The organism is Nocardia sp. NPDC055029, from assembly GCF_053608525.1.
The window spans coordinates 332,436-355,976 of sequence record NZ_JBSGVQ010000001.1; the positions used below are offsets into that span (position 1 = coordinate 332,436).

Genomic DNA, 23,541 nt, shown 5'->3' on the forward strand with positions numbered 1-23,541 from the left:
GGGACCGGGAGGCGACGATGTCGGATCGGCGCGGCTACTTCACCGCCGACGAGGTACGGGCGGCCGAGGCGGAGCTGTTCACGCGTGTGCCTGCGGGGATGCCGATGCGGCGGGCCGCGTATGGGCTGGCGATGGTGGTCGCCGACGAATTGCGTTCGGGGACCGGCGGTGTGGTCGGCCGGGCGGTGGGGTTGCTGGTCGGGTCCGGTGACAACGGTGGGGACGCGCTGTGGGCGGGATCGATGCTGGCGCGGCGGGGGGTGGCGGTGACCGCGGTGCTGCTGAATCCGGAACGCGCGCATCGGGAAGGGCTCGCGGCGCTGCGGGCGGCCGGTGGGCGTGTGGTGGATCGGCTCGGTGCGGTGGATCTGGTGATCGATGGGATCGTGGGGATCTCCGGTCGGGGACCGCTGCGGCCTGCTGCCGCGGAGATGGTTGCGGCGGTGGATGTTCCGATCGTCGCCGCCGATCTGCCCAGTGGGGTGGACCCGGATACGGGAGCGATCGACTGGCCCGCGGTGCGTGCGGCGGTGACGGTGGCGTTCGGGGCGTACAAGCCGGTGCATGCGCTCGCGGCGTCGCATTGCGGGCGAATCGTGCTGGTGCCGATCGGTTTACGACTGCCCGAACCGGGGCTCGCTCAGCTCGATTCGGCGGCGATCGGGGCCGGCTGGCCGGTTCCGCTGGCGACAGATGATAAATACAGCCAGGGCGTGGTCGGCGTGTGTGCTGGTAGTGCGACGTATCCGGGTGCCGGGGTGCTGAGTACCGGTGCGGCGGTGGCGGCGACGTCGGGGCTGGTGCGCTACGTCGGGGACGACACCGCGGTGCTGGAGAGATTCCCCGAGGTGATCGCCAGCCATACGGTCTCGGGGGCCGGTCGGGTGCAGGCGTGGGCATTCGGTCCCGGCGCCGGCACGGACATCGCCGCCATGGACCGGCTCGCGCAAGTGCTGGCCACCGATCTGCCGGTGCTCGTCGACGCCGACGGGCTCACGCTGCTCGCCGCCGAACCCGCGCTGGTTCGCGGTCGTACCGCGCCGACCGTGCTGACACCGCACGCCGGTGAGTTCGCCCGGCTGACCGGTGTGGAGCTCGGGCCGGATCGGGTGGGTGCGGTTCGTGCGCTCGCCGACGAGTGGCAGGTGACCGTGTTGCTCAAGGGGCGAGCGACGATCATCGCCTCGCCAGGGGAGACGACGCTGGTCAATGATGCGGGTGGGTCGTGGGCGGCGACCGCGGGGTCAGGGGATGTCCTGTCCGGGATTCTCGGTGCGTTGCTCGCGGCAGGTCGGTCGCCGGGCTGGTCGGCCGCCGCGGCCGCGCGCGTGCATGCGCTCGCGGCCAACCTCGCCGCGTATGACGAGCAGCCGGCTGCCGCGCCGATCTCGGCCTCGCCGCTGCTGCATCACATACGGCCGGCGATTCGGGTATTGCGAGAACTCGCCGGCGTCTGAGCACGAGATGTCCCAGGTGAGGATTCCCAGGGCGGGCGCCGCCCCCGGTTCTGTGAATTCCGCGGGTCCTGGCAGGATCGGGGCTGTGAATGCGCAAGTGGAAACTGTCATCGACCTGGATGCCATTGCCCACAACGTGCGTGTGCTGCGTGAGTTCGCGCAGGGCGCCGCGGTGATGGTGGTGGTCAAGGCTGACGGTTACAACCACGGTGCAGTCGAGGTGGCGCGGACGGCGCTGGGGGCGGGGGCCGCCGAGTTGGGGGTTACCACCGTCGCCGAGGCGCTGGCGTTGCGTGCCGCGGGGATCACCGCGCCGATCCTGTGCTGGCTGAACACCATCGATGCCGATTACGCTGCCGCGATCGCCGGCGATATCGAGATCGGGGTGTCCTCGCTCACGCAGTTGCGGGTCGTCGAGCAGGCTGCCAGGGCGACCGGCCGCACCGCGACGGTCTCGCTCAAGGTCGACACCGGGCTCAATCGCAACGGGGTGTCGGTCGCCGAGTATCCGCAGGTCCTGAAGGCTCTGCGCGCCCTTGTCGACGAGCAGGTCGTCCGGTTCCGCGCGATATTCTCCCATCTCGCGCACGCCGACGAGCCGGAGCATCCCATGCTCGACCGCCAGCGGGAGCGCTTCCTCGAGGCGATCGCTCAGGCCAAGGAGCAGGGGCTCGAACCCGAGCAGGTGCATCTGGCGAACTCCGCGGCGACGCTGACCAGGCCCGACCTGCATTTCGACCTCGTTCGCCCCGGGATCGCCGTCTACGGACTGTCCCCGATCCCGGAACTCGGCGACTTCGGCCTGCGCCCGGCGATGACGCTGCAAGCCGAGGTCACGCTGGTGAAGCGGGTGGCCGCCGGGGAGGGCGTGTCGTACGGGCATCGCTGGACCGCGCCGCGCGATACGACGGTGGCGCTGGTGCCCGCCGGGTACGCCGACGGTGTATTCCGCTCGCTGAGTGGACGTTTCGAGGTGTGGCTCGGCGGTTCCCGGCACCGTAATGTCGGACGGGTTTGCATGGACCAGTTCATGGTCGACCTCGGCGACAACGCGGGCGGCGTGCGGGCGGGCGATCGGGCGGTGCTGTTCGGCGGCGGCGCGGGCCACCCGCACGCGCTCGACTGGGCCAGGCTGCTCGACACGATCGACTACGAGATCGTGTGCTCACCGCGCGGCAGAGCCGTCCGCCGGTATGTGGGGACCGGCCGATGAGCCGCGGAACCGTGATCCTGCGCGGCGGGCTGGCGACCGCGGGCCTGCTCGGCGCGCTCGCCGTAGCGCACACCCTGCGCCGGATCGGCGCGCGCGTGCTGTGGCCCGCCGAACGTGACGAGTACCGCGACGAGAACTTCGCCCTGATTGATGAGGACGAACCGGGTGTCGTGATCGCCGACGACGGTGTGCCGCTGGCCACCCGCACCTACGGCGACGACTCCGCCGAGCTGACGATCGTGTTCGTGCACGGCTTCTGCAACAGCATGGAGTCGTTCCACTTCCAGCGCCGTGATCTGGCCCGCCAGTGGGGCGACCGGGTCCGGATGGTCTTCTTCGACCAGCGTGGTCACGGCCGCTCCGGCACCCCGAGCACCCAGAGCTGCACCGTGGCACAGCTCGGCCACGATGTCGCCGCCGTGGTGCGCGAGTGCGCGCCCGCCGGGCCGGTGGTGCTGGTCGGGCATTCGCTCGGCGGGATGGCCGTGCTCGCCGCGGCGGCGCAGTTCCCCGAACTGGTCGCGTCGCGGGTGATCGCGGTCGGGCTGTTCAGTACCGCGGCCGCCGAGGTGACCGCGACCGGGTTGCCGCAGCTGCTGCGCCATCCCGCGATCGACGGATTCCGGATGGCGGTGCGGACCGCGCCCGCGCTGGTCCAGGTGAGCCGGACCGCGAGCAAGCAGCTGGTCGCGCCGATCCTGCACGTCAGCTCGTTCCACGGCCAGGTGAGCCCGACGCTGTCGCGGTTCACCACCATGATGATCGACCGCACCCCGGTCGGCACCATCGAGAAATTCCTGAAAGCGATTGAGCTGCACGACGAGTCGGCCGCGCTGCCGGTGCTGGCCGACATACCGGTGCTCGTCCTGTCCGGCGCGCACGACATGGTGATCCCGTTCCGCAACTCACACGTGCTTGCCGAGGCGCTCCCCAGCAGCGAGCTGGTGCGGCTGAACGAGGCCGCGCACATGCCACACCTGCAGTTCCCCGATGTGACGCTGGACGCACTCGACCGGTTGCTGGCAAGCGCGGGCTTCGGCGACGCACGTGGCGGGGAGGCCGTCGGTGGCTGACCCACAGCAGCGCGTCCTGACCACGGTCGAGGACACCGAGGCGTTCGGCCGGGAACTGGCCGCGACACTGCGCGCGGGCGACCTGGTGGTTCTCGACGGTCCGCTCGGCGCCGGGAAAACTGCCCTGACCAGGGGAATCGCGGCCGGTCTCGGAGTATTGGGCCGGGTCAGCTCGCCGACGTTCATCATCGCGCGGGCGCACAAGGCCGGGCAGCGCCCGGACGGCACGCCCGGGGTGGCGCTGGTGCATGTCGACGCGTATCGGCTCGCCGGCGACCTGGACGAGCTCGACGCGCTCGACCTCGACACCGACCTGCATCACGCGGTGGTGGTGGTCGAGTGGGGTAAAGGTGTCGTCGAACACCTCTCGGAGCGGCATCTGCGGGTGCAACTCGCCCGGGAACCGGAATCCGATGTGCGCACGGCGATCTGGGAGTGGATCGATTAGCCCGCCCACCGGCGAGCACAGCTGCGCGCCGGGCGCCGATACCACCCGGTATTGTTGAGACAATCATGCTCGTACTAGCAGTCGACACCGCGACACCCGCCGTTACAGCGGGATTGGTGCATCTGTCACCTGCCGCCGACGCGGACTCCCGGCCCGCCGTGGCGACGCTCGCTGCCCGAGTGAAGGTCGACGCGCGCGCCCACGCCGAAGTGCTCACCCCGCAGATCCTGGAATGCCTCGCCGAAGCCGGGGTGCGTCGTGACGAGCTCGACGCGCTCGTCGTCGGTGTCGGGCCCGGCCCGTTCACCGGGCTGCGGGTCGGGATGGCCACCGCCGCCGCCTTCGGCGACGCGCTCGGACTGCCGGTGCACGGCGTGTGCAGTCTCGACGCCATCGCCGCCGAAGCCGCGGGCGAGCAGCGCGAGACGGGGGAACTGCTGGTGGTGACCGACGCGCGCAGGCGCGAGGTGTACTGGGCCCGCTACCTGAACGGGGCGCGGGTCGCCGGTCCCGAGGTGTGCAAGCCCACCGAGGTGCCGCTCGGCGACGCCGTCGCGGTCGCGGGCTCGGCCGCGCACGTCGACTACTTCGATCTCCCGGTGCTGCCCAGCGAGTCGCCCTCGCCCGCGGGGCTGGTGTCGGTCGCCGCGCTCGAGCTGCTGGCCGGAACCGCGCCGGAGGCGCTGGTTCCGCTGTATCTACGCAGGCCCGACGCCGTGGAGAACAGCTTCCGCACCCTCGACCGGACCGGGGCGTGAGTGCCGTGTACCGGATCGAACCGATGACCCCTGCCGATATCGACCGCTGCGTCGAGCTCGAGCATCTGCTGTTTCCCGAGGACGACCCGTGGCAGGCGGTGTCGTTCCGCTCCGAGCTGGCAGGCGCGCACAACCGCTACATCACCGCTCGCGACGCGAACGGCGTCATGGTCGGTTACGCGGGCATCGCGCTGCTCGGTGACGCCGCCCATCCCGAGGCCGAGGTGCACACCATCGGCGTCGACCCGGACTGCCATCGCGGCGGCATCGGCACGCTGCTGCTGGAGGCGCTGCTGGCCACGGCCGGCGAACGCGGCGGCCCGGTGTTCCTCGAGGTGCGCACCGACAACGCGCCGGCCATCGCGCTCTACGCCAAGCACGGTTTCCACATCATCGGGCTGCGCAAGAACTACTACCACCCCAGCGGCGCCGACGCGTACACCATGCGGCGGCCCGAACTCACCGCCGCGGCCGACGAATGGGCCGCGCGCGGCAGGCAGGACGAGGTGCTGTCGTGATCGTCATGGGCATCGAAAGCTCGTGCGACGAAACCGGAGTCGGCATCGTCCGGCGCAACCCGGACGGATCGCTCGACCTGCTCGCCGACGAGGTGGCCTCCAGCGTCGACCAGCACGCCCGCTTCGGCGGCGTTGTCCCCGAGATCGCCTCGCGCGCGCATCTCGAGGCGATCGTGCCCGCCATGCGCCGGGCACTGGCCGCTGCCGGGATCAGCAAGCCCGACGCGCTCGCCGTCACCATCGGACCCGGCCTCGCCGGTGCGCTGCTGGTCGGTGTCGCCGCGGCCAAGGCGTACGCGGCGGCCTGGGATGTGCCGTTCTACGCGCTCAACCACCTCGGCGGGCACGTCGCGGTGGACACGCTCGAGCACGGCCCGCTGCCGCCTGCGGTGGCGCTGCTGGTCTCGGGCGGGCACACCCACCTGCTCCAGGTCACCGATCTGGGCGAGCCGATCACCGAGCTCGGCAGCACCGTCGACGACGCCGCGGGCGAGGCGTTCGACAAGGTCGCCCGGCTGCTCGGCCTCGGCTACCCGGGCGGACCATACCTGGACGCGGCCGCCGCCGGTGGCGATCCGCGCGCCATCGCGTTCCCGCGCGGCATGACCGGGCCGCGTGATGCCCGCTACGACTTCTCCTTCTCCGGCCTCAAGACCGCGGTCGCCCGCTACGTCGAAGCGGCACAGCGCCAGGGCATCACGTCCGAGCAGCTGCCGATCCCGGATATCGCCGCGTCCTTCCAGGAAGCGGTCGCCGACGTGCTCACCATGAAGGCCGTGCGCGCCGCGCAGGACGTCGGGGTGGACACGATCGTGCTCGGCGGCGGCGCCACCGCGAACTCCCGCATCCGCTCGCTCGCCGAAGAGCGTTGCACGGCGGCGGGATTGACACTGCGGGTGCCCAAGCCGCGGCTGTGCACCGACAACGGGGTGATGATCGCGGCGCTGGGCGCCCATGTGATCGCGGCGGGTGCGCAACCCGCCGAGCTGACCGTCGCCACCGATCCGGGTCTGCCGGTGTCGGTGAGTGCCCTGCGCGGCTGATCGTTCCAGCCGCTACGCAGGCGGCCGCGGCCTGAGGCGGCGGTCTGTATGCGCGGCCGATGTGCCTGCGCCTGCTATCTGATGCGGATGGCGCGGCGGCCTACTTGCTCGATGTATCCGGCGCGGCGAGCGTGCTGTCCGGCAGCTAGTCGATCAGCTGGAGCGGTGCTTCGCTCGGCGTGCTCGCGGCGGGCGGCACGGGCACGGGCAGGACACCGTGGGCGGGTGCCTGGGTGGGGGAGGTGTTCGGCGTCGACGGACGCTGCTGCTGGTTGCCGGAGGATCCACTGTTCATCGGGCCGAGTGGCGATTCCGGATATGGGATCTGCGGCAGATTCGGGTCGGGACGCAGCGTCGGGGCCGTCGAGCTGGGCCCGGAGGGGCTGGGCGCCGGGGCCGAGCTGGGCGGCGCTGGCGTGGTGGGCGCGATCGGGCTCGGCGCCGGGGTTTCGGTGGTGGGCGGCGCGGTGGTGACACCGGTGCGGTCGCCGCTTTCGCGGTTCTGCGGTGCCGGCGGTAATTGCGGTGCCACGGGTAATGGCTGCCGCACGGAGCTGCTGGTGCCCGCCGGGGTGACATCGGGGGCGTCGGGTGTGATGGCCTGCACGCCGTAGCCGATCACCAGGCCGACGACGACGACCGCGCCCGCCAGCGTCCCGACCACCTTGGTGAACGTGCCGCTCGGCGCGTCACCGAGTGCGGCGGGTAACAGTGCCGACGGCGCGGCGGCATCGGCGACCAGTGCCGCGCCCTTGGCGATCACGGCCTCCGGATCGGCCACGGTGAGTACCGGCACGTCTAATCGCGCGTGCAGCGTGTCGACGACGGCGGGGATGTTGGCGCAGCCGCCGATCACCGCCACCGCCTCGGGATACTTCGGCGCCCGGCTGAACACCGACGCGGAGAACAGCGCGATATTGCGCAGCAGCCCGCCGATCAGCTCCTCGAAATCGGAGCGGGTGAGCTTGAGCGGCTGACCGGCCACGTGATCGATGGTGACCGCCGGCGCGATCGACAGGTGCTCCTTGGCCGCCCTGCCCCGATTGGTCAGGGTGCTGCGATTGGGCCTGGTGCCGCGGCGGGCGTAGTGCAGGTCGACGAGATGGTGGTAGATCAGCTCGTCGATGGCGTTGCCGCTCAGCGTCGGCGTGCGCTCGGTGTGCAGGATCGTGCCGTCGGCGTAGTCGACGACGGTGACGGTGAGTCCGGTCGCGCCGAGGTCGACCACCGCGATGGTGGCGTAGCGATCGAGCAGGCCGGTATCGCGTAAGTAGATCATCGCCGCGGTGCCCTCCGGCACTAATCGAAGATCACGATGCCGCGTGGTCGCCGCGCGAATTGCCTGGGCCTGCTCCTTGTTCCGGTACGCGACGGCGACGCTGGTCGGTGGCCGCGTACGGGCCGACTCGGCCCTGCGATGCGCGCCCGCGTACCGACCGAATGGTTCGCCGTCCATGCCCGCGCTCTGGGAGACGGGCAGCTGGGTGGTCATCAACTCGATCGAGGACGACACGAGATCACCGAGGTCGGAGTGCGCCGCGTCGGCGGAAACGACCCGGTAGTCGAAGCTTTGCTCACCGGACGGTCCGGTGGCGACCAGTGCTGAGCACACCACCTCGTTACCGGCAGAGATGCCGAGGGATGTTCGCATGTTCACCTCCCTTCGAGCGGATGGTTCTGTGACGCCGACCATCTCGATGGAACGCTATACATATCCTTTCACAGCCTGTTATGCGAACGTTACAGATCTTGACAGGCGATGTGAAGATCACTGGCGAGTGTGGGCGTGTCGAAAACGCGACATTGGCACAACCCGGCCTTGAGCGCTGGCACTCTCACGTATAGAGTGCTAGTCGGCACTGTGTAGCTGTACTTGTGCCAGTCGACTACTGGGCTTCGGGTCCCGGCACCCGCGACGACGGGGCTGACGCGCAGGGTCGCATGTAGACCGAAACCCGGTCCGGGACAACAGTTCCGGACGACCGAATTTCCCCTGAAAGTGGAGGGCTCAACGTGGCGAGCGTGAACATCAAGCCGCTCGAGGACAAGATCCTCGTCCAGGCCAACGAGGCCGAGACGACGACGGCCTCCGGCCTGGTCATCCCGGACACGGCCAAGGAGAAGCCGCAGGAGGGCACCGTCATCGCCGTCGGCGAGGGCCGGATCACCGAGAAGGGTGACCGCATCCCCGTCGACGTCAAGGAAGGCGACGTCGTCATCTACAGCAAGTACGGCGGCACCGAGATCAAGTACCAGGGTGGGGAGTACCTCATCCTGTCGGCGCGCGACATCCTGGCCGTCGTCACCAAGTAGGCCAACGCCGCATTCGCGTTCCGCCCCGGCGTCGTCAAACCGACCCGGGGCGGATTGCGTTCTCACACAGGAGCTGAATCCTCTATGGCAAAGCAGATCGAGTTCGACGAGAAGGCTCGCCGGGCTCTGGAACGCGGTGTCGACAAGCTCGCCGACGCCGTCAAGGTGACCCTCGGTCCCCGTGGCCGCCACGTCGTGCTGGCGAAGGCCTTCGGTGGCCCGACCGTGACCAACGACGGTGTCACCATCGCGCGTGACATCGACCTCGAAGATCCCTTCGAGAACCTCGGCGCCCAGCTCGTCAAGAGCGTCGCCACCAAGACCAACGACGTCGCGGGCGACGGTACGACCACCGCGACCGTGCTGGCCCAGGCCTTCGTGCGCGCCGGCCTGAAGAACGTCGCCGCCGGCGCCAACCCGATCTCCCTCGGCCAGGGCATCGCGCTGGCCGCCGACAAGGTGTCGGAGGTGCTGCTCGCCGCGTCGACCCCGGTCTCCGGCGAGAAGGCCATCGCCCAGGTCGCCACCGTCTCCTCGCGGGACGAGGAGATCGGCGAGATGGTCGGCAAGGCGCTGACCACCGTCGGCAAGGACGGCGTCGTCACCGTCGAGGAGTCCTCGACCACGCAGACCGAACTCGTCATCACCGAGGGCGTGCAGTTCGACAAGGGCTACCTCTCGCCCTACTTCGTGACCGACCCCGAGACCCAGCAGGCCGTGCTGGAGGACACCTACGTCCTGCTGCACCGCGACAAGATCAGCTCGCTGCCCGACCTGCTGCCGCTGCTCGAGAAGATCGCCGAGTCCGGCAAGGCCGTGCTGATCATCGCCGAGGACATCGAGGGCGAGGCGCTGTCGACGCTGGTGGTCAACTCCATCCGCAAGACGATCAAGGCCGTCGCGGTGAAGGCGCCGTTCTTCGGTGACCGCCGCAAGGCGTTCCTCGACGACCTGGCCGTCGTCACCGGCGGCACCGTGATCAACCCCGATCTCGGTGTCACCCTGCGCGAGGCCACGATCGAGCAGCTCGGTCAGGCGCGTCGCGTCGTCGTCACCAAGGACGAGACCGTGCTCATCGACGGTGCGGGCACCGCGGACGACATCGCCGCCCGCAGCGCGCAGCTGCGTCGCGAGATCGAGGCGACCGACTCCGACTGGGACCGCGAGAAGCTCGAGGAGCGCCTCGCCAAGCTGGCCGGTGGCGTCGCGGTGATCCGCGTCGGCGCGGCCACCGAGACCGCGCTCAAGGAGCGCAAGTACCGCGTCGACGACGCGGTCGCGGCGGCCAAGGCCGCGGTCGAGGAGGGCATCGTCCCCGGCGGCGGCACCGCGCTGGTGCAGGCCGCGACCGCGCTGGTCGAGCTGCGCGACTCGCTGACCGGTGATCAGGCCGTCGGCGTCGAGGTGGTCCGCAAGGGCCTCGAGGCGCCGCTGTTCTGGATCGCCACCAACGCCGGTATCGACGGCGCTGTCGTGGTCAGCAAGGTCGCCGACGGCAAGGAAGGCTTCAACGCCGCCACCCTCACCTACGGTGACCTGCTCACCGACGGTGTCGTCGACCCGGTCAAGGTGACCCGCTCCGCCGTGGTGAACGCCGCCTCGGTCGCGCGGATGATCCTGACCACCGAGAGCGCCATCGTGGAGAAGCCGGCCGAAGAGGCCGACAACCACGGGCATCACGGTCACGCGCACTGACGCACAACTGACGAAGGCCCCTGGACCGCAAGCGGTTCGGGGGCCTTTTGTTGTCTGCTAGCTCGCTACCGGAGGTTCTTCGGCGAGAATCGCCGCCAGCAGGCGCGTGCGCAGGGACGGGGGCGGTGGGGCGGGTGTGCTTGACCCGAGAACGGCGAGAGCTTCGCGGGTGCCGCGGAGCTCTCGCGAGAACTCGGTACAGAGCGTGGGATTTTCGGTATCGATGATGGTGTGGATCGTGTGATGGTCTTCGTCGTCGATCAATCCGAGCGCGACGGTGTGCGCGAGATCGATCTGGGCTTCGTTCATCTCACGTCACCCCCAAACTTTTCTTCAGTCGTGTCAATCCGTCCCGAATCCGGGACTTAACGGTCGGTAGTCCTATGCCGAGATGCTGAGCTACCTCAGCGTAGGTCCGCCCGCCGTAGTAGGCGAGCGAGATCGCCTCGCGTTGGGTCTCGGTCAGTGTCGAGAGCCCGCGCTGGACGGCCTGTTGTTCGAGTCTGCGTTCCACCTCCTCGGTGACCTCGTCGAATTCGTTGCCGAGAACCCTTATCCCGTAGGCGACTTCGCGCTGGGTGTGGGCTTGCTCGGCACGAACCCGGTCGACCGCCCGCCGGTGCGCCAACGTCATCAGCCAGGTCACCGCCGACCCCTTGGTGGGGTCGAAACTCGTTGCGGTGCGCCAGATCTGGAGATAGACCTCTTGCGTGGTCTCCTCCGCGTATCCCGGGTCGTGCAGGACCCGCAGGATCAGGCCGAAGACGCGCGCAGACGTCCGGTCGTACAGTTCGGCAAAGGCATGCTGGTCGGACAGGCCGCATCGTTCCAACAGTGCAGCTAGCTCGACTCCTTCGGCCGCGCGTGCGGTAACTGCAGAATCCACGCTCGGTGGGAAGGCTTCGCTTCGGAACCCATTCTGTGTCATCGGTCACGAATCTAGCCCGCGGCTATGACCTCCCTTCGCCCGGGGGTGCTTTGATCGCGTGCCAGCTATTTGCTAGAGATTCGGCACGCCACGCCGGGCGGATGGGGTCGGATTTGCCGAGGTGCCTAGACGGCCATGCGGCGCCGGTTGCGGCGCGCGTGCATCTCGCGTTCGGTCTCCGACATTCCGCCCCAAATGCCATAGGGCTCACTGACCTTGAGCGCGTGGGTGCGGCACTGCATCAGCACCGGGCAGGCCCGGCAGATCTCCTTGGCGCGCATCTCGCGCGCGGTGCGGGCGCGGCCGCGCTCGCCGTCCGGATGGAAGAAGACGGCGGAGTCCTGTCCGCGGCACGAGCCACGCATCTGCCAATCCCAGACGTCGGCGTTCGGACCGGGGAGGTGGGTGGGCATGGGCATGGTGAACTCCTTGTGGTGCGAGCTCGTCAGCGTTGTCGAGCGAAGTTGGTGCGGCAGGTCTTCGCGCCACCTCCGGAGAGGTGGCCGGCTCGACGGTGCCTGACGGTGCCGTTGGATGGTCGCTGCAATTTCGCGCGGCGCCGACCCCGGCGATGAGCTACGTTAGGTGCAGGCGGGAAATTCCGTCAATAGTTCCGCGCATTGGTTCCGCAAATCTGCAACGCTGAAATTTAACCTGCGCACTGTTTACATTTCACACTCGTTCCGTTCATACTGTTCGGTTGGCTATGGATCGGTCGCCGCGCGGTGTCCACGCCGGTCGGCATTTTCCCAGGTCGCGCCGGTCAGGGGCGGGTTCTGCCAGGTGGCCTCCGCCTCGTCCGGGTGGTACGGATCACAACGACCCTCGTGCGCGGCCTCGGCGGAGATGGCGGAAACAGGGCGCCGAGGTTAATTGCGCGAAACGCATGTGAATTCGAAACATTGCGGTAGAGGCGGCGGCGGGCGGAGATTTACCTGATGGCAACATCGGCCACCGGGGCAAAAGCTGAGTGGTAGCTGTCCGGGCGCGGTTGGGACATATCACGAGAACCGCGGGTGCGCGGTGGCGGCTACAGTCTCGTCGTGCAGAGAACGGCTTCACCCGCGGATATCGGTTCCGAAATACTCGCTTCGACGGCTTTCGGGCCCACTCCCGGACGGGCCGCTGCGGAGTTGCCGGAACCGGCCGACCCCGCGCGACGGTGGTACCGGGCCGTCGCGCTCGGTGGTCAGGGCCGATACGCCGCCGCCCGATCCGACCTGCGGATACTCGCCGGAACCCGGATCGATCCGGCGCTGCGATCCCGCGTCGAAAGCACCCGCGGATCGCTGCTGCGTCAGCTCGGTGGCCACGCCGCCGCCGCGGCATTCGACGGCCGCGCGGCGAACCTCGCGCTCGGCGCCACCGGACCGGATCGCGCCGAGGCACTGGCCGACGCCTTCACCGGCCTGGCCGCCGACGCGCTCGGCACCGGCAGACTCGCCCTGGCTCGCAGACTGCTCGGCCGGGTGGAACCGCTGCTGGCCGAAGCCCCACCCCGCTGCGCGGTGCGGTGGCACTGGGTGCGCGCGGAGACCGCGCTCGCCGGCGGCGAGGCCGCGCCCGCCTTGCGCGACGCCGAGCTCGCGGTCGAGCTCGCCGCCGCGCTGCCGTCGGTGCGGCACCGGGTGAAGTCCGCTCTGCTCGTCGCCGCGGCCACCGCCGCCGCTGGCGAAACGAACCGCTCCGCGGAACTGGCTCGCGCGGTCGATGTGGACTGCCGCGAGCACGCCTTGCTGCCCCTGCGATGGGCGACCGCGATGCTGCGCGCCGGGGTGTGTGAGCAGGCAGAAGCCAGGGCCGCCGCGGACGAAGCCGCAGATCACGCGGCCCGAATCCGCACGTGGGGCGGGGATTTCACGCTGCCTGTTTCGTAACCCGGTTCTGTTGATCTTCCTGAGAGGTCTCATAGAAGGGACCAGGCCCGCTCGCGGGTGATCAACGGGTCGCTATTGTTAGTTCCGTTCCGCCGCTTCGGTGGAAGCTCGGTCACATCAGACCGCGCCACTCGTAACGCCAGGAAAATCTCTGACGATGACGCATATGGGCGAAGAGTTGGACCTCGCCGTCGCTGCGGCTGCGCAGGGCGACAGGACTGCTTTAGCTCAGGTACTGGAACTGATCCGGCCGTTGGTAGTCCGCTACTGCCGAGCTCGGATCGGAGCCGCGGAGCGCGGGCAGCTCTCCGCGGACGACGTTGCGCAAGAGGTCTGTTTGGCTGTGATGACCGCCCTGCCCCGCTATCAGGATCAGGGTCGGCCCTTCATGGCCTTCGTATACGGGATCGCTTCGCACAAGGTCGCCGACGCCCATCGCAATGCCGCCCGTAACAAGGCGGAGGCGATGGCCGAAGTACCAGATGTCATATCCACCGACCAGGGACCGGAGCAGCGAGCTCTCGACTCGGAGACGAGCAGGCAGATGAACACTCTGCTGGCAACGCTCCCCGAGAAACATCGGGAAATCCTGATCCTGCGCTTGGTCATGGGTCTGTCAGCAGAAGAGACCGCAGTCGCCGTGGGCAGCACGGCGGGGGCGATACGGGTGGCCCAGCACAGGGCACTCGCGAAACTGAAGTCACAAGTGGCGAGGGCAGGTGAAATGTATGGCTAGGGATGGCGAGCGCGGTCGAGGCGACCGGAAGGTTTGGCGTGGGTCGCACGACAGCGGTCCCTACGCCGCCGAGGATGCCGGTGATTCCGGTCCGGTCGACATTGCGGCGGTGCGCAGCGACGATGCGCTGATCGACGCGATCGCGAGCGACGGCCCGGTGCGTACCGACAGCCCCGAGGAATTCCAGCTGGCGTCGTTACTCGCGGATTGGCGGGCCGATCTCCTGGCCGAGCCGATGCCCGCGGGCCCTGATCTGGACACCGTGTTCGCGGCGGTCAATCAGGAGATCGGCGCGCGGCAGGTTCGGGTCGGAGCTTCCTCGCGCGGACGTCTACGGCTGGTACGCCCCATTCTCGGAGCGGCTGCGGCACTGGCCGTGGTCTTCGGCGGTATCACGGCGTTCTCCTACAGCGCAGCCCCCGGTGATCCGCTGTGGCGGGTCAAGGAGGTCGTGTTCAGCGAGCAGGCCCAGTCGACCGTCGTTGCACGGGTCGACGATGATCTGGTCGCCGCGCAGAACATGCTCGACGCGGGCAACCCGGAGCAGGCGCGGGTCATGCTGGAACAGGCTTCGGCCACCGCGACCCAGGTCAACGACCAGGGCAAGCGGGAAGATCTGGTCGCCCGCTGGAACCTGCTGCGGGACGAGCTGGCCAAGCGGGCCCCCGAGATCGCCGCGCAGCTGCCGCCGTCGACACCGGCGTCGCCCGGTTCGACCAAGCCGAGTTCACCCTCGCAGGCTCCGGCCACGAGCAATCCGGCCACCACGGCTCCGCTGGCGCCGACCGGTCCCGGTTCGGGTACCACCGAACCGCCGGTGATCCTGCAGTCGCCCGGTCCGGAGACCAAGCCGGTCGTCCCGCCGGAGACCGTCGAGCCGACGGTGCCGCCGGTGACCACCGTGCCGAGCACGCCGCCCCCGGCGACGGTCGAGCCGACAACGCCGCAGACCACCATCGTCGAACAACCGCCGGTCACCGTGCCGACGGTGGTCCCGACATCGCATCAGTCGCAGCCGACGGTTCCGCCGACGCTGCAAACCCCGCCGGCCCTGTCGATCCTGCCCGCACCGCCCGCGGTGCCGTCACTCTGATCGTTCCCAGCCACGACGAAGGCCCCGAACCTGAGGTTCGGGGCCTTCGTCGTTGTGTTCGGAGCCGGGCGCCATCGTCCCCGCGCATGCGTGACCGGTGCGGGGGGAGCGGGCCTGGCGGACAGCTCAGTTGTCGAAGCCGTCGAAGCCGTCGCCGTGGAACGCCTCGTTCATCGATGCGTCCGCGTAGCCGCGGCAGTAGTCCCAGGTGACGTACGCCTCGGGCGTCGGGTCGTAGGCGGGCTCGTGCGGACGGACGGTGCCGTCGACGAGTAGCTGGAGCAGGTTCGCCCGCAGCATGTCCCAGTCGTGGTAGTGATCTTGCCGACAATCCTCGCAGCTGACGACGAGCCCGCGGATGCCGCGATGGGCAAGCAGGGCTTCGTACACCGCGAGGTCGGCGAGATCTTCCTCGACCGCGAGGCGCTCATGAGGATCCAGCGGCTCGCCGGGCTCGATGGCATCGAGCGCGGCAGACGGGTCGGAGGGGTCTCCGGCAAAGGGATCCGGCGGCAGGCCAGGTGGTAGATGGTCACGCACATCCCCACGGTACGCAGTACTTGGTGGTCTGCGCCAGCGATGCACCGGGCAAGTTTGCCGCGGGGCTCACTTCACAGGCGTGTTCGCCCGCCGGATACCATGGAATGCAGGCGTCGGCGAGCTTGTTCTCACCGACCATCAATCTTTTCCGCTCAGCACCGTCGCATCGCAGCTTTCGGCGTACGTTGCTACCGACGACCAGGAGGGGTCGATCCGAATGAGTAATCCCGTGTCGGGCGAACGAATCGCGGTGCGCCCTCCTACGGGTGGCGACGATCCGGCCAAGATCGCCATGCTCGGCCTCACGTTCGACGACGTGCTGTTGCTGCCTGCCGCCTCGGATCTCATCCCCAGTTCCGTCGAGACCTCCAGCAGGCTCACCAGGGAGATCACCCTGCGCACCCCGCTGGTGAGTTCGGCCATGGACACCGTCACCGAGGCGCGCATGGCCATCGCCATGGCGCGAGCGGGCGGCATGGGCGTGCTGCACCGCAACCTGTCGGCCGCCGATCAGGCCGCCCAGGTGGAGACGGTCAAGCGCTCGGAGGCGGGCATGGTGACCGACCCCGTCACCTGTCGTCCCACCGACACCCTCGCCGAGGTCGACGCGATGTGTGCCCGGTTCCGCATCTCGGGCCTGCCCGTGGTGGACGAGACCGGCGCGCTGGTCGGCATCATCACCAACCGTGACATGCGCTTCGAGGTCGATCAGGAGCGCCGCGTCGACGAGGTGATGACCAAGGCGCCGCTGATCACCGCCCAGGAGGGCGTCACCGCCGAGGCCGCGCTGGGTCTGCTGCGCCGCCACAAGATCGAGAAGCTGCCGATCGTCGACGGCAACGGCCGCCTGCGCGGCCTGATCACAGTCAAGGACTTCGTCAAGACCGATCAGTACCCCAACGCCACCAAGGACCGCGACGGCCGCCTGCTGGTCGGCGCCGCGATCGGTGTCGGCCAGGACTCCTGGTCGCGCGCGATGACGCTGGCCGACGCCCAGGTCGACGTGCTGATCGTCGACACCGCGCACGGCCACCAGTCGCAGGTGCTGCAGATGGTCGCCAAGGTCAAGGCCGAGGTGGGCGATCGCATCCAGATCGTCGGCGGCAATGTCGCCACCCGCGCAGGCGCGGCCGCGCTCGTCGAGGCGGGCGTCGACGCTGTCAAGGTGGGTGTCGGTCCCGGCTCCATCTGCACCACCCGCGTGGTCGCCGGTGTCGGCGCGCCGCAGATCACCGCGATCCTCGAGGCGGTCGCCGCGTGCAAGGCCGCCGGCGTGCCGGTGATCGCCGACGGTGGCGTGCAGTACTCCGGTGACGTCGCCAAGGCCATCGCGGCCGGCGCGTCCACCGTGATGCTCGGCTCGCTGCTCGCCGGCACCGCCGAGGCCCCCGGTGACCTGATCCTGGTGAACGGCAAGCAGTTCAAGAGCTACCGCGGCATGGGCTCCCTCGGCGCCATGCAGGGCCGCGGCCAGGCCAAGTCGTACTCCAAGGACCGCTACTTCCAGGACGACGTGCTCGCCGAGGACAAGCTGGTCCCCGAGGGCATCGAGGGCCGGGTCCCGTTCCGCGGCCCGGTCAACCAGGTGATCCACCAGCTCGTCGGCGGCCTGCGCGCGGCCATGGGCTACACCGGTTCGCAGAACATCGAGCACCTGCAGGGCGCTCAGTTCGTGCAGATCACCGCGGCGGGCCTCAAGGAGAGCCACCCGCACGACATCACCATGACCGTCGAGGCCCCGAACTACACCGGGCGCGGCTGAGTACAATAGGTGCGTTTGTGCGCCGGGAGGTACGCTCCCGGCGCACAGCCATGCGGTCGTTCTCCGGCCGCGACAACGCGCGCACACGCGCGCCCGAACACAGGGAGCAACTGTGCGTGACATGGTGGAAATCGGCATGGGCCGCGTCGCCCGTCGCACCTACGAGCTCGACGACGTCGACATCGTCCCCTCGCGGCGGACGCGCTCGTCCAAGCAGGTCTCGCTGGCCTGGCAGCTCGACGCGTACCGCTTCGAGGTCCCGGTACTCTCGCACCCCACCGACGCGCTGGTCTCGCCCGAGTTCGCGATCGAGCTGGGTCGCCTCGGCGGCCTCGGTGTGATCAACGGTGAGGGACTGTGGGCCCGGCACGCCGACGTGCAGGACAAGATCGATCAGCTGATCGATCTCGTCGACAAGGGGGGTTACGAACGCGCGATCTCCCTGCTCCAGGAATTACACGCCGCGCCGATGCAGCCCGACCTGCTCGCGGCCGCTGTCGCGCAGGTGCGCGCGGCCGGCGTGACCACCGCGGTCCGGGTGGGCCCGCAGAACGCCCGCGCCCTCACCCCTGCCCTGGTGCAGGCCGGTGTCGACCTGCTGGTCGTGCAGGGCACCATCATCTCCGCCGAGCATGTCGGCGACGGTGAGCCGCTGAATCTGAAGACCTTCATCGCCGAGCTGGACGTGCCGGTCGTCGCCGGTGGCGTGAGCGATCACCGCACCGCGCTGCACCTGATGCGCACCGGCGCCGCGGGCGTCATCGTCGGCTACGGCTCCTACCCCGGCGCCACCACCACCGGCGAGGTGCTCGGCATCGGCGTCCCGATGGCGACCGCGATCGCCGACGCCGCCGCGGCACGGCGCGACTACCTCGACGAGACCGGCGGCCGCTACGTGCACGTCATCGCCGACGGCGATGTGGCCACCTCCGGCCAGCTGGCCAAGGCCATCGCCTGCGGCGCCGACGCCGTGATGCTCGGCGTGCCGCTGTCGGCGGCGGCCGAGGCGCCCGGCCGCGGCTGGTACTGGCCCTCGGCGACCGCGCACCCCTCGGTGCCGCGTGGTTCGTTCCTGCCGGTCGACGAGTCCTGGCTGGACGGCGCCGACGGCACCGTCACGCGCCCGAGCCTCGAGCGCGTGCTCTACGGCCCCTCCGACGACCCGTTCGGTTCGCTGAACCTGGTCGGCGGCCTGCGCCGCTCGATGGCCAAGGCCGGCTACTCCGACCTCAAGGAATTCCAGAAGGTCGGGCTCAGCGTCCGCTAGCGCACGTGGGTCGGTGAGACCCGGTCCCGCAGGAATCGCGCGATCGCCGTGTTGACCGGTTCCGGGTGGGTCATCGTGACGGCCAGACGGGCGCCATCGATCTCCAGGAATGTGGAGGCGGTGAGCCCGTCGGCCAGCGTGCGGGCGCGATCGCCCGCGATGCCGCTGTGGGTGGCGTGGATGATCAGCGCGGGGCAGGTGATCTCGCGCAGCCGGTCCAGCACCGAGTCGCGGCCGAGCAGGCAGCCGACGGCGGCGTCGAGGCCGTTGTGCGCGTCACCGACCCAGCGCTTGGTCCAGATGCCGCGGTACCAGTCGTCGTCGCCGATCAGCCAGTCGGCCAGGCGGCCCGCTGCTTCTTCCCGCGAGCCCTTGTCGTGCCATTCGTCGAGGAAGCGCTGGGTCGCGGTGGACTGTTCCCTGGTCGGCCCGTGCGCCTCGGTGCTGATGAGGATGAGCGCGGCGACGCGTTCCGGCGCGACCAGCGCGGTCCGCAATGCGGTGAAGCCCCCTTGCGCGGTGCCGCCGACGATGGCGCGTTCGGCGCCGATGTGGTCGAGGACCGTCAGCGCGTCGCGCGCGGCGGTCCAGTAGGTGAAGGGCAGCCGCTGATCCTTGGTGCGGCCGTGCCCGCGCGCGTCCCAGGCCACGATGCGGAATTCAGGAGCGAGAGCGGCCTGCTGGGAGGCGAACATGGTGCGGTCCATGAAGAATTCGTGGGCGAGCAACACCACCGGCCCCGTGCCACCGCTGTCCTCGTAGTAGATGTCGGCATCGATCGCGCGGGCGAATGGCACGTGCACGAGGATAGCCAGGTCGACCGGGTATTGCGCAATGTTCTCCCAACGCGTGGGCACGGACCGATGCCCGTTGCTCGGGCTTCGTACACCGTCACTAAACTGGGGCGGTGGCAGAAACTCAGAGACCGGTCCTCGTCGTCGACTTCGGCGCACAGTACGCCCAGCTGATCGCCCGCCGGGTGCGTGAGGCGCGGGTGTTCTCCGAGGTGATTCCACACACCATGACGGTGGAGGAGATCGCCGACAAGCAGCCCCTGGCGGTGATCCTGTCCGGCGGCCCGTCCAGCGTGTACGCCGAGGGCGCACCGCAGCTCGACGCGCGGCTGTTCGACCTGGACGTGCCGGTGTTCGGTATCTGCTACGGCTTCCAGGCGATGGCGCAGGCGCTCGGCGGCACGGTGTCGCACACCGGCACCCGCGAGTACGGCCGCACCGAGCTCAATATCGACGGCGGTGTGCTGCACGGCGGCCTGCCGACGGTGCAGCCGGTGTGGATGAGCCACGGTGACGCCGTGACCGACGCCCCGGAGGGCTTCGAGGTCACCGGCACCACCGCGGGCGCTCCGGTCGCCGCGTTCGAGGATCGCGCGCGCCGCCTGGCCGGCGTCCAGTACCACCCCGAGGTGCTGCACTCCCCGCACGGCCAGCAGGTGCTGAGCCGCTTCCTGCACGAGCTGGCGGGTATCCCCGCGGCGTGGACCCCGGCCAATATCGCCGACGCGCTGATCGAGGACGTGCGCGCGCAGATCGGTGACGGCCACGCGATCTGCGGCCTGTCCGGTGGCGTCGACTCCGCCGTCGCCGCCGCCCTGGTGCAGCGCGCGATCGGTGACCGGCTCACCTGTGTGTTCGTCGACCACGGTCTGCTGCGGGCCGGCGAGCGCGAGCAGGTGCAGCAGGACTTCGTCGCCGCGACCGGCGCCAAGCTGGTGACCGTCGACGCGGTCGACAAGTTCCTCGGCGAGCTGAAGGGCGTCTCCGACCCGGAGGAGAAGCGCAAGATCATCGGCCGCGAGTTCATCCGCTCGTTCGAGGACGCGGTCGCCGGCATCGTGCTCGAGGAGGGCGCTGCCGCAGGCGCTGCCCCGAAGGTCGAGTTCCTGGTGCAGGGCACCCTGTACCCGGACGTCGTCGAATCCGGCGGCGGCACCGGCACCGCCAACATCAAGAGCCACCACAATGTCGGCGGCCTGCCCGACGACCTCGAGTTCGACCTGGTCGAGCCGCTGCGCCTGCTGTTCAAGGACGAGGTCCGCGCGGTCGGCCGCGAGCTGGGCCTGCCGGAGGAAATCGTTGCCCGCCAGCCCTTCCCCGGCCCCGGCCTGGCCATCCGCATCGTCGGCGAGGTGACCGCCGACCGGCTCGACCTGCTCCGCCAGGCCGACGCCATCGCCCGCGAGGAACTCACCGCCGCAGGCCTGGACAAGCAGATCTGGCAGTGCCCGGTCGTGCTGCTTGCCGATGTGCGCTCGGTCGGCGTGCAGGGCGACGGCCGCACCTACGGTCACCCGATCGTGCTGCGCCCGGTGTCGAGCGAGGACGCGATGACCGCGGACTGGACTCGCCTGCCCTACGACGTGCTCGAACGCATCTCCACCCGGATCACCAACGAGGTGAAGGACGTCAACCGCGTCGTGCTCGATGTGACGAGCAAGCCGCCGGGCACCATCGAATGGGAGTGAGCTGTATATCTGGCGGCTGGCGCCGCGGGTTTTCGGCCTCGTGACCTGACCGCCGAGGGGCGATACCGCGCCTGCGGCGTTACGTCTCGCCCCTCGGCGGCGAGGCGGCCGGAAACGTGGTGGTGGCGATTGGTGGTTTGTGCCGGTACGCCAGCAGGATTCGGCCCAGCGGTAGTCCATTCGAGGGGCGAGTTTCCTGCGTGCGGTCGGTGCGTTCGTCCATTGCCGTTGTCCTCCGACAACAATGGCCCGTCACGGAGACGGGCCATTGTCGTGTCTCGGTTGTCCGGTTGTCTTTCGTCAGTGTCGTTTGCGACGCGGGGAGAAGGTCAGCAGCAGGCCGATGACGATCGCCGTGATCACCACGCCCCAGCCGATCGGCAGGATGCCGCCGCCCTCGGGAGTGGGTGCGCCCAGCAGCGCCCACACGCTCAGGGCGAGCGCGATCAGGCCGGTGCAGAGCAGGGAGAACGCGGGTCGGCGCTGCGTGTCGACGCTGGTCTGATCAGCCACGGGTCACCTCCACATCACCGAGGTGCATCTTGATGTGCAGATCGAGGACCGGTGCGCCGGGGGTGCCCGGCCCGCTCAGTCCTTCCACGCAGGTCGAGTCGGCCACGCGGATGTCACATGTCGTGTTCACTGTCATCCCTTCGGGCAGGTGCACTTTCGCGTCACCGATGTTCACCGCGACCTCCACGCTGCGGGACTCCGTGAGATTCAGGCCACGCAGATCCAGCGTGCCGGAACCGATGTCGAGGGCGTAGCGGGGCTGCAGCTCCGACACCGAGGTCGGCGCCCAGACACGGTCGCCGACGGCGCCGTTGTTCTCGAAGTCGATCGGGCCGATCAGCGAGGCCAGCAGCACGAACCCGGCCAGCGGTGCGGTGAGCACCAGCAGTCCGTAACCGCGCCGCAGGAAGGCGCCCGCGATGAGTCCGAGGCCGACGACCGCCAGGGCGAAGGCCGCGATCCGCGCGGGGGTCATCCATTCCACACCCGAGGCCGCCGCCGCACCCGCCACCGCTGCCGCCAGGATCGCCAGGCCGATGGTGACCGGGGTGAGCCGGGAGCGTGGGCGTTTCGGCAGCGGTGGCGGTACCGCCACGGCGTAGCGCGGCGCCGCCTCGGGGAGTTCCCAGGCCAGTGGTGCGATGCTGAGCGGATCGACGCCGCTGGGCACCTGCGCGCCGGTGCGCGGGAAACCCGGTGTGGGAGAGGGCGGGACGGGGATCTCCTTGCGGAGGACGGCGGTCGTGCCGAGGGCGGGATTCTGGATCGGCTCAGGAGTCACCACCTCGGATGATCCGGCGTCGCGTTTGTCGAGATCGATGGTCATCGTGGGATCGCTCGAATCCACGGGCGCGAGATCGGTCGACGCGGCGCGTAGTGGAGTGGAGTCCGCGTCGGCCGCCGTGGCTGGGGCGGCGGACGCCGAGTCGGTGGAGTCAGCCAGCGTGGCCGAACCTGATTCAGGTGCGACGTCCACCGGTGTGGCCGGGCCTGATTCGGACGCGACGGCCGCCGTGGTGGCGGAAGACGGCTCGGCGGTGCCGGGCTCGTCGGTGGCCGCGGGCGTGACGTCCTTGTGCAGGACGATCGTGTCGGTGGCATCGACGCGCAGTAGCGGTGTGGATTCGGCTGCGTCGGCGCGGGTTTCCTCGCGGGGCAGCACGGTCGTGGCCGGATCGGGGACGTAGGCGTCGGGCAGCTTGGTGTAGGGCGTGTACATCCCGGTCGGCGGCACGTCCGGGATGTACGGGTAGCCGCGGACCGGTACGCCGGTCGGATAGCCGGTGGCGGCCGGATAGCTCCCCGTGCCGAGCGACCCGGCGCGGACGGTGTCGAAACCGGTCGGCAGTTCGGGGTGCCGGATGTAGAGCATCCACCAGCCCGCGAGCATCAGGCCCATACTCACCACGCCCGACCCGCCGAGCCCGAGCCCCATCGGACCCATGGTCGACACCGCGATCGCCAGCGCGACGATCAGCACGATCGTCTTGGTCTGCGAGTGCGTGCCGCGCGCGTGCTCGGTCAGCGCCTCGGCCGCCGACACCTCGTTCCCCGCCGAACTCAGGATCAGCCACGCCAGCAGGTACAGCACGATGCCCGCGCCACCGAAGATGGTCGACACGACGAACGCCACCCGCAGCAGCACCGGATCGACGCCGTACCGCAGCCCGAACCCCGCGGCGACACCGGCGATCGGCCCCTGCCGAGGCAGCCGGACGGGCCGCGTGTGCCACATCTGCTGGATTTGGTCACCGAAGCTCGCTCTGCTCATGCCATCCATGGTGTGCCGGACCAGCCCTTTCGCACATCGGGGTGAACCCTGAGG

Annotated in this window: 23 protein-coding genes; 15 read left to right on the plus strand and 8 right to left on the minus strand. The window is 69.5% G+C overall.

Annotated features, from left to right (window positions below):
* Positions 1-17 precede the first annotated feature (17 nt).
* The 7 genes from ACWF9G_RS01230 to tsaD all read left to right on the plus strand — a co-directional run bounded on the left by ACWF9G_RS01230 (position 18) and on the right by tsaD (position 6,510).
* Entirely contained in the window at positions 18-1,457 is a 1,440-nt protein-coding gene (locus ACWF9G_RS01230) for an NAD(P)H-hydrate dehydratase (RefSeq protein ID WP_452512763.1), read from the plus strand.
* Positions 1,458-1,464: 7 nt separating this feature from the next.
* Positions 1,465-2,670, plus strand: coding sequence for an alanine racemase (alr, locus tag ACWF9G_RS01235; protein WP_452512765.1), 1,206 nt, complete (start codon positions 1,465-1,467; stop codon positions 2,668-2,670).
* Positions 2,667-3,743, plus strand: a complete 1,077-nt coding sequence (locus ACWF9G_RS01240; RefSeq protein ID WP_452512767.1) for an alpha/beta fold hydrolase — start codon at positions 2,667-2,669, stop codon at positions 3,741-3,743. Before alr ends, ACWF9G_RS01240 begins: the two co-directional genes overlap by 4 nt.
* On the plus strand, positions 3,736-4,191 hold the full coding sequence (tsaE, locus tag ACWF9G_RS01245; RefSeq protein WP_379303558.1) for a tRNA (adenosine(37)-N6)-threonylcarbamoyltransferase complex ATPase subunit type 1 TsaE: 456 nt from the start codon (positions 3,736-3,738) through the stop codon (positions 4,189-4,191). Before ACWF9G_RS01240 ends, tsaE begins: the two co-directional genes overlap by 8 nt.
* A gap of 65 nt (positions 4,192-4,256) precedes the next feature.
* The gene (tsaB, locus tag ACWF9G_RS01250) at positions 4,257-4,949 is read left to right on the plus strand and encodes a tRNA (adenosine(37)-N6)-threonylcarbamoyltransferase complex dimerization subunit type 1 TsaB (RefSeq protein ID WP_379303556.1); all 693 of its coding nucleotides are present in this window, start codon (positions 4,257-4,259) and stop codon (positions 4,947-4,949) included.
* A gap of 23 nt (positions 4,950-4,972) precedes the next feature.
* Complete coding sequence (rimI, locus tag ACWF9G_RS01255; RefSeq protein ID WP_379083292.1) at positions 4,973-5,467, plus strand: ribosomal protein S18-alanine N-acetyltransferase; 495 nt, start codon at positions 4,973-4,975, stop codon at positions 5,465-5,467.
* A complete protein-coding gene (tsaD, locus tag ACWF9G_RS01260; protein WP_452512770.1) occupies positions 5,464-6,510 on the plus strand; it encodes a tRNA (adenosine(37)-N6)-threonylcarbamoyltransferase complex transferase subunit TsaD in 1,047 nt (348 codons plus the stop codon). Before rimI ends, tsaD begins: the two co-directional genes overlap by 4 nt.
* Positions 6,511-6,655: 145 nt before the next feature.
* Here tsaD and ACWF9G_RS01265 read toward each other — a convergent pair whose 3' ends face one another.
* Complete coding sequence (locus tag ACWF9G_RS01265) at positions 6,656-8,161, minus strand: Hsp70 family protein (protein WP_452512772.1); 1,506 nt, start codon at positions 8,159-8,161, stop codon at positions 6,656-6,658.
* A 362-nt stretch (positions 8,162-8,523) separates the two neighbouring features.
* On the opposite strand from ACWF9G_RS01265, the gene groES reads away from it, so the two are divergent.
* Both groES and groL read left to right on the plus strand, forming a co-directional pair.
* Complete coding sequence (gene groES, locus ACWF9G_RS01270) at positions 8,524-8,823, plus strand: co-chaperone GroES (RefSeq protein ID WP_019045169.1); 300 nt, start codon at positions 8,524-8,526, stop codon at positions 8,821-8,823.
* An 84-nt stretch (positions 8,824-8,907) separates the two neighbouring features.
* Positions 8,908-10,518 (plus strand): chaperonin GroEL, encoded by a 1,611-nt coding sequence (gene groL, locus ACWF9G_RS01275; RefSeq protein WP_379303550.1) that lies wholly within the window; start codon positions 8,908-8,910, stop codon positions 10,516-10,518.
* A 57-nt stretch (positions 10,519-10,575) separates the two neighbouring features.
* Here groL and ACWF9G_RS01280 read toward each other — a convergent pair whose 3' ends face one another.
* The 3 genes from ACWF9G_RS01280 to ACWF9G_RS01290 all read right to left on the minus strand — a co-directional run bounded on the left by ACWF9G_RS01280 (position 10,576) and on the right by ACWF9G_RS01290 (position 11,865).
* Positions 10,576-10,827 (minus strand): RskA family anti-sigma factor, encoded by a 252-nt coding sequence (locus ACWF9G_RS01280; RefSeq protein WP_379303548.1) that lies wholly within the window; start codon positions 10,825-10,827, stop codon positions 10,576-10,578.
* Position 10,828: 1 nt separating this feature from the next.
* Positions 10,829-11,446, minus strand: coding sequence for a sigma-70 family RNA polymerase sigma factor (locus ACWF9G_RS01285; RefSeq protein ID WP_379303546.1), 618 nt, complete (start codon positions 11,444-11,446; stop codon positions 10,829-10,831).
* Positions 11,447-11,571: 125 nt separating this feature from the next.
* Entirely contained in the window at positions 11,572-11,865 is a 294-nt protein-coding gene (locus ACWF9G_RS01290; protein WP_022567299.1) for a WhiB family transcriptional regulator, read from the minus strand.
* A 624-nt stretch (positions 11,866-12,489) separates the two neighbouring features.
* Between ACWF9G_RS01290 and ACWF9G_RS01295 the strand changes: the two genes are divergently transcribed.
* The 3 genes from ACWF9G_RS01295 to ACWF9G_RS01305 all read left to right on the plus strand — a co-directional run bounded on the left by ACWF9G_RS01295 (position 12,490) and on the right by ACWF9G_RS01305 (position 15,152).
* Positions 12,490-13,323 (plus strand): hypothetical protein, encoded by an 834-nt coding sequence (locus ACWF9G_RS01295; RefSeq protein WP_452512775.1) that lies wholly within the window; start codon positions 12,490-12,492, stop codon positions 13,321-13,323.
* A gap of 157 nt (positions 13,324-13,480) precedes the next feature.
* Positions 13,481-14,059 carry a sigma-70 family RNA polymerase sigma factor gene (locus ACWF9G_RS01300; protein ID WP_110037079.1) on the plus strand — a complete coding sequence of 193 codons (579 nt, stop codon included), beginning with the start codon at positions 13,481-13,483 and terminating at the stop codon, positions 14,057-14,059.
* Positions 14,052-15,152, plus strand: a complete 1,101-nt coding sequence (locus tag ACWF9G_RS01305) for an anti-sigma-D factor RsdA (RefSeq protein WP_452512777.1) — start codon at positions 14,052-14,054, stop codon at positions 15,150-15,152. The genes ACWF9G_RS01300 and ACWF9G_RS01305 overlap by 8 nt, the downstream gene beginning before the upstream one ends.
* A 126-nt stretch (positions 15,153-15,278) precedes the next feature.
* Here ACWF9G_RS01305 and ACWF9G_RS01310 read toward each other — a convergent pair whose 3' ends face one another.
* Positions 15,279-15,692 carry a DUF5319 domain-containing protein gene (locus ACWF9G_RS01310; protein WP_022567296.1) on the minus strand — a complete coding sequence of 138 codons (414 nt, stop codon included), beginning with the start codon at positions 15,690-15,692 and terminating at the stop codon, positions 15,279-15,281.
* Between the two features lie 217 nt (positions 15,693-15,909).
* On the opposite strand from ACWF9G_RS01310, the gene guaB reads away from it, so the two are divergent.
* Entirely contained in the window at positions 15,910-17,454 is a 1,545-nt protein-coding gene (guaB, locus tag ACWF9G_RS01315; protein WP_452512779.1) for an IMP dehydrogenase, read from the plus strand.
* A 112-nt stretch (positions 17,455-17,566) separates the two neighbouring features.
* Positions 17,567-18,721, plus strand: a complete 1,155-nt coding sequence (locus ACWF9G_RS01320; RefSeq protein ID WP_379303538.1) for a GuaB3 family IMP dehydrogenase-related protein — start codon at positions 17,567-17,569, stop codon at positions 18,719-18,721.
* On the opposite strand, the gene ACWF9G_RS01325 is transcribed toward ACWF9G_RS01320, so the two are convergent.
* Positions 18,718-19,518: an alpha/beta fold hydrolase gene (locus ACWF9G_RS01325; protein WP_379303536.1), complete on the minus strand. Its 801-nt coding sequence runs from the start codon at positions 19,516-19,518 to the stop codon at positions 18,718-18,720. The genes ACWF9G_RS01320 and ACWF9G_RS01325 overlap by 4 nt on opposite strands.
* Positions 19,519-19,628: 110 nt before the next feature.
* Here ACWF9G_RS01325 and guaA point away from each other — a divergent pair, with 110 nt between their 5' ends.
* Positions 19,629-21,203 (plus strand): glutamine-hydrolyzing GMP synthase, encoded by a 1,575-nt coding sequence (gene guaA / locus ACWF9G_RS01330; RefSeq protein ID WP_379303534.1) that lies wholly within the window; start codon positions 19,629-19,631, stop codon positions 21,201-21,203.
* 300 nt (positions 21,204-21,503) lie between these two features.
* Here the strand turns inward: guaA and ACWF9G_RS01335 are convergent, their stop codons facing one another.
* Both ACWF9G_RS01335 and ACWF9G_RS01340 read right to left on the minus strand, forming a co-directional pair.
* The gene (locus ACWF9G_RS01335) at positions 21,504-21,716 is read right to left on the minus strand and encodes a hypothetical protein (RefSeq protein WP_379303532.1); all 213 of its coding nucleotides are present in this window, start codon (positions 21,714-21,716) and stop codon (positions 21,504-21,506) included.
* Positions 21,709-23,487, minus strand: a complete 1,779-nt coding sequence (locus ACWF9G_RS01340; RefSeq protein WP_452512782.1) for a PspC domain-containing protein — start codon at positions 23,485-23,487, stop codon at positions 21,709-21,711. Before ACWF9G_RS01340 ends, ACWF9G_RS01335 begins: the two co-directional genes overlap by 8 nt.
* Positions 23,488-23,541: the final 54 nt, after the last annotated feature.

Bases quoted from the DNA above. Each gene is read 5' to 3' on its own strand.
- ACWF9G_RS01230 (WP_452512763.1), top strand. From the start codon at position 18: ATGTCGGATCGGCGCGGCTACTTCACCGCCGACGAGGTACGGGCGGCC.
- alr (WP_452512765.1), top strand. From the start codon at position 1,465: ATGTCCCAGGTGAGGATTCCCAGGGCGGGCGCCGCCCCCGGTTCTGTG.
- ACWF9G_RS01240 (WP_452512767.1), top strand. From the start codon at position 2,667: ATGAGCCGCGGAACCGTGATCCTGCGCGGCGGGCTGGCGACCGCGGGC.
- tsaB (WP_379303556.1), top strand. From the start codon at position 4,257: ATGCTCGTACTAGCAGTCGACACCGCGACACCCGCCGTTACAGCGGGA.
- rimI (WP_379083292.1), top strand. From the start codon at position 4,973: ATGACCCCTGCCGATATCGACCGCTGCGTCGAGCTCGAGCATCTGCTG.
- ACWF9G_RS01265 (WP_452512772.1), bottom strand. From the start codon at position 8,161: ATGCGAACATCCCTCGGCATCTCTGCCGGTAACGAGGTGGTGTGCTCA.
- groL (WP_379303550.1), top strand. From the start codon at position 8,908: ATGGCAAAGCAGATCGAGTTCGACGAGAAGGCTCGCCGGGCTCTGGAA.
- ACWF9G_RS01280 (WP_379303548.1), bottom strand. From the start codon at position 10,827: ATGAACGAAGCCCAGATCGATCTCGCGCACACCGTCGCGCTCGGATTG.
- ACWF9G_RS01285 (WP_379303546.1), bottom strand. From the start codon at position 11,446: ATGACACAGAATGGGTTCCGAAGCGAAGCCTTCCCACCGAGCGTGGAT.
- ACWF9G_RS01290 (WP_022567299.1), bottom strand. From the start codon at position 11,865: ATGCCCATGCCCACCCACCTCCCCGGTCCGAACGCCGACGTCTGGGAT.
- ACWF9G_RS01300 (WP_110037079.1), top strand. From the start codon at position 13,481: ATGACGCATATGGGCGAAGAGTTGGACCTCGCCGTCGCTGCGGCTGCG.
- ACWF9G_RS01305 (WP_452512777.1), top strand. From the start codon at position 14,052: ATGGCTAGGGATGGCGAGCGCGGTCGAGGCGACCGGAAGGTTTGGCGT.
- guaB (WP_452512779.1), top strand. From the start codon at position 15,910: ATGAGTAATCCCGTGTCGGGCGAACGAATCGCGGTGCGCCCTCCTACG.
- ACWF9G_RS01340 (WP_452512782.1), bottom strand. From the start codon at position 23,487: ATGAGCAGAGCGAGCTTCGGTGACCAAATCCAGCAGATGTGGCACACG.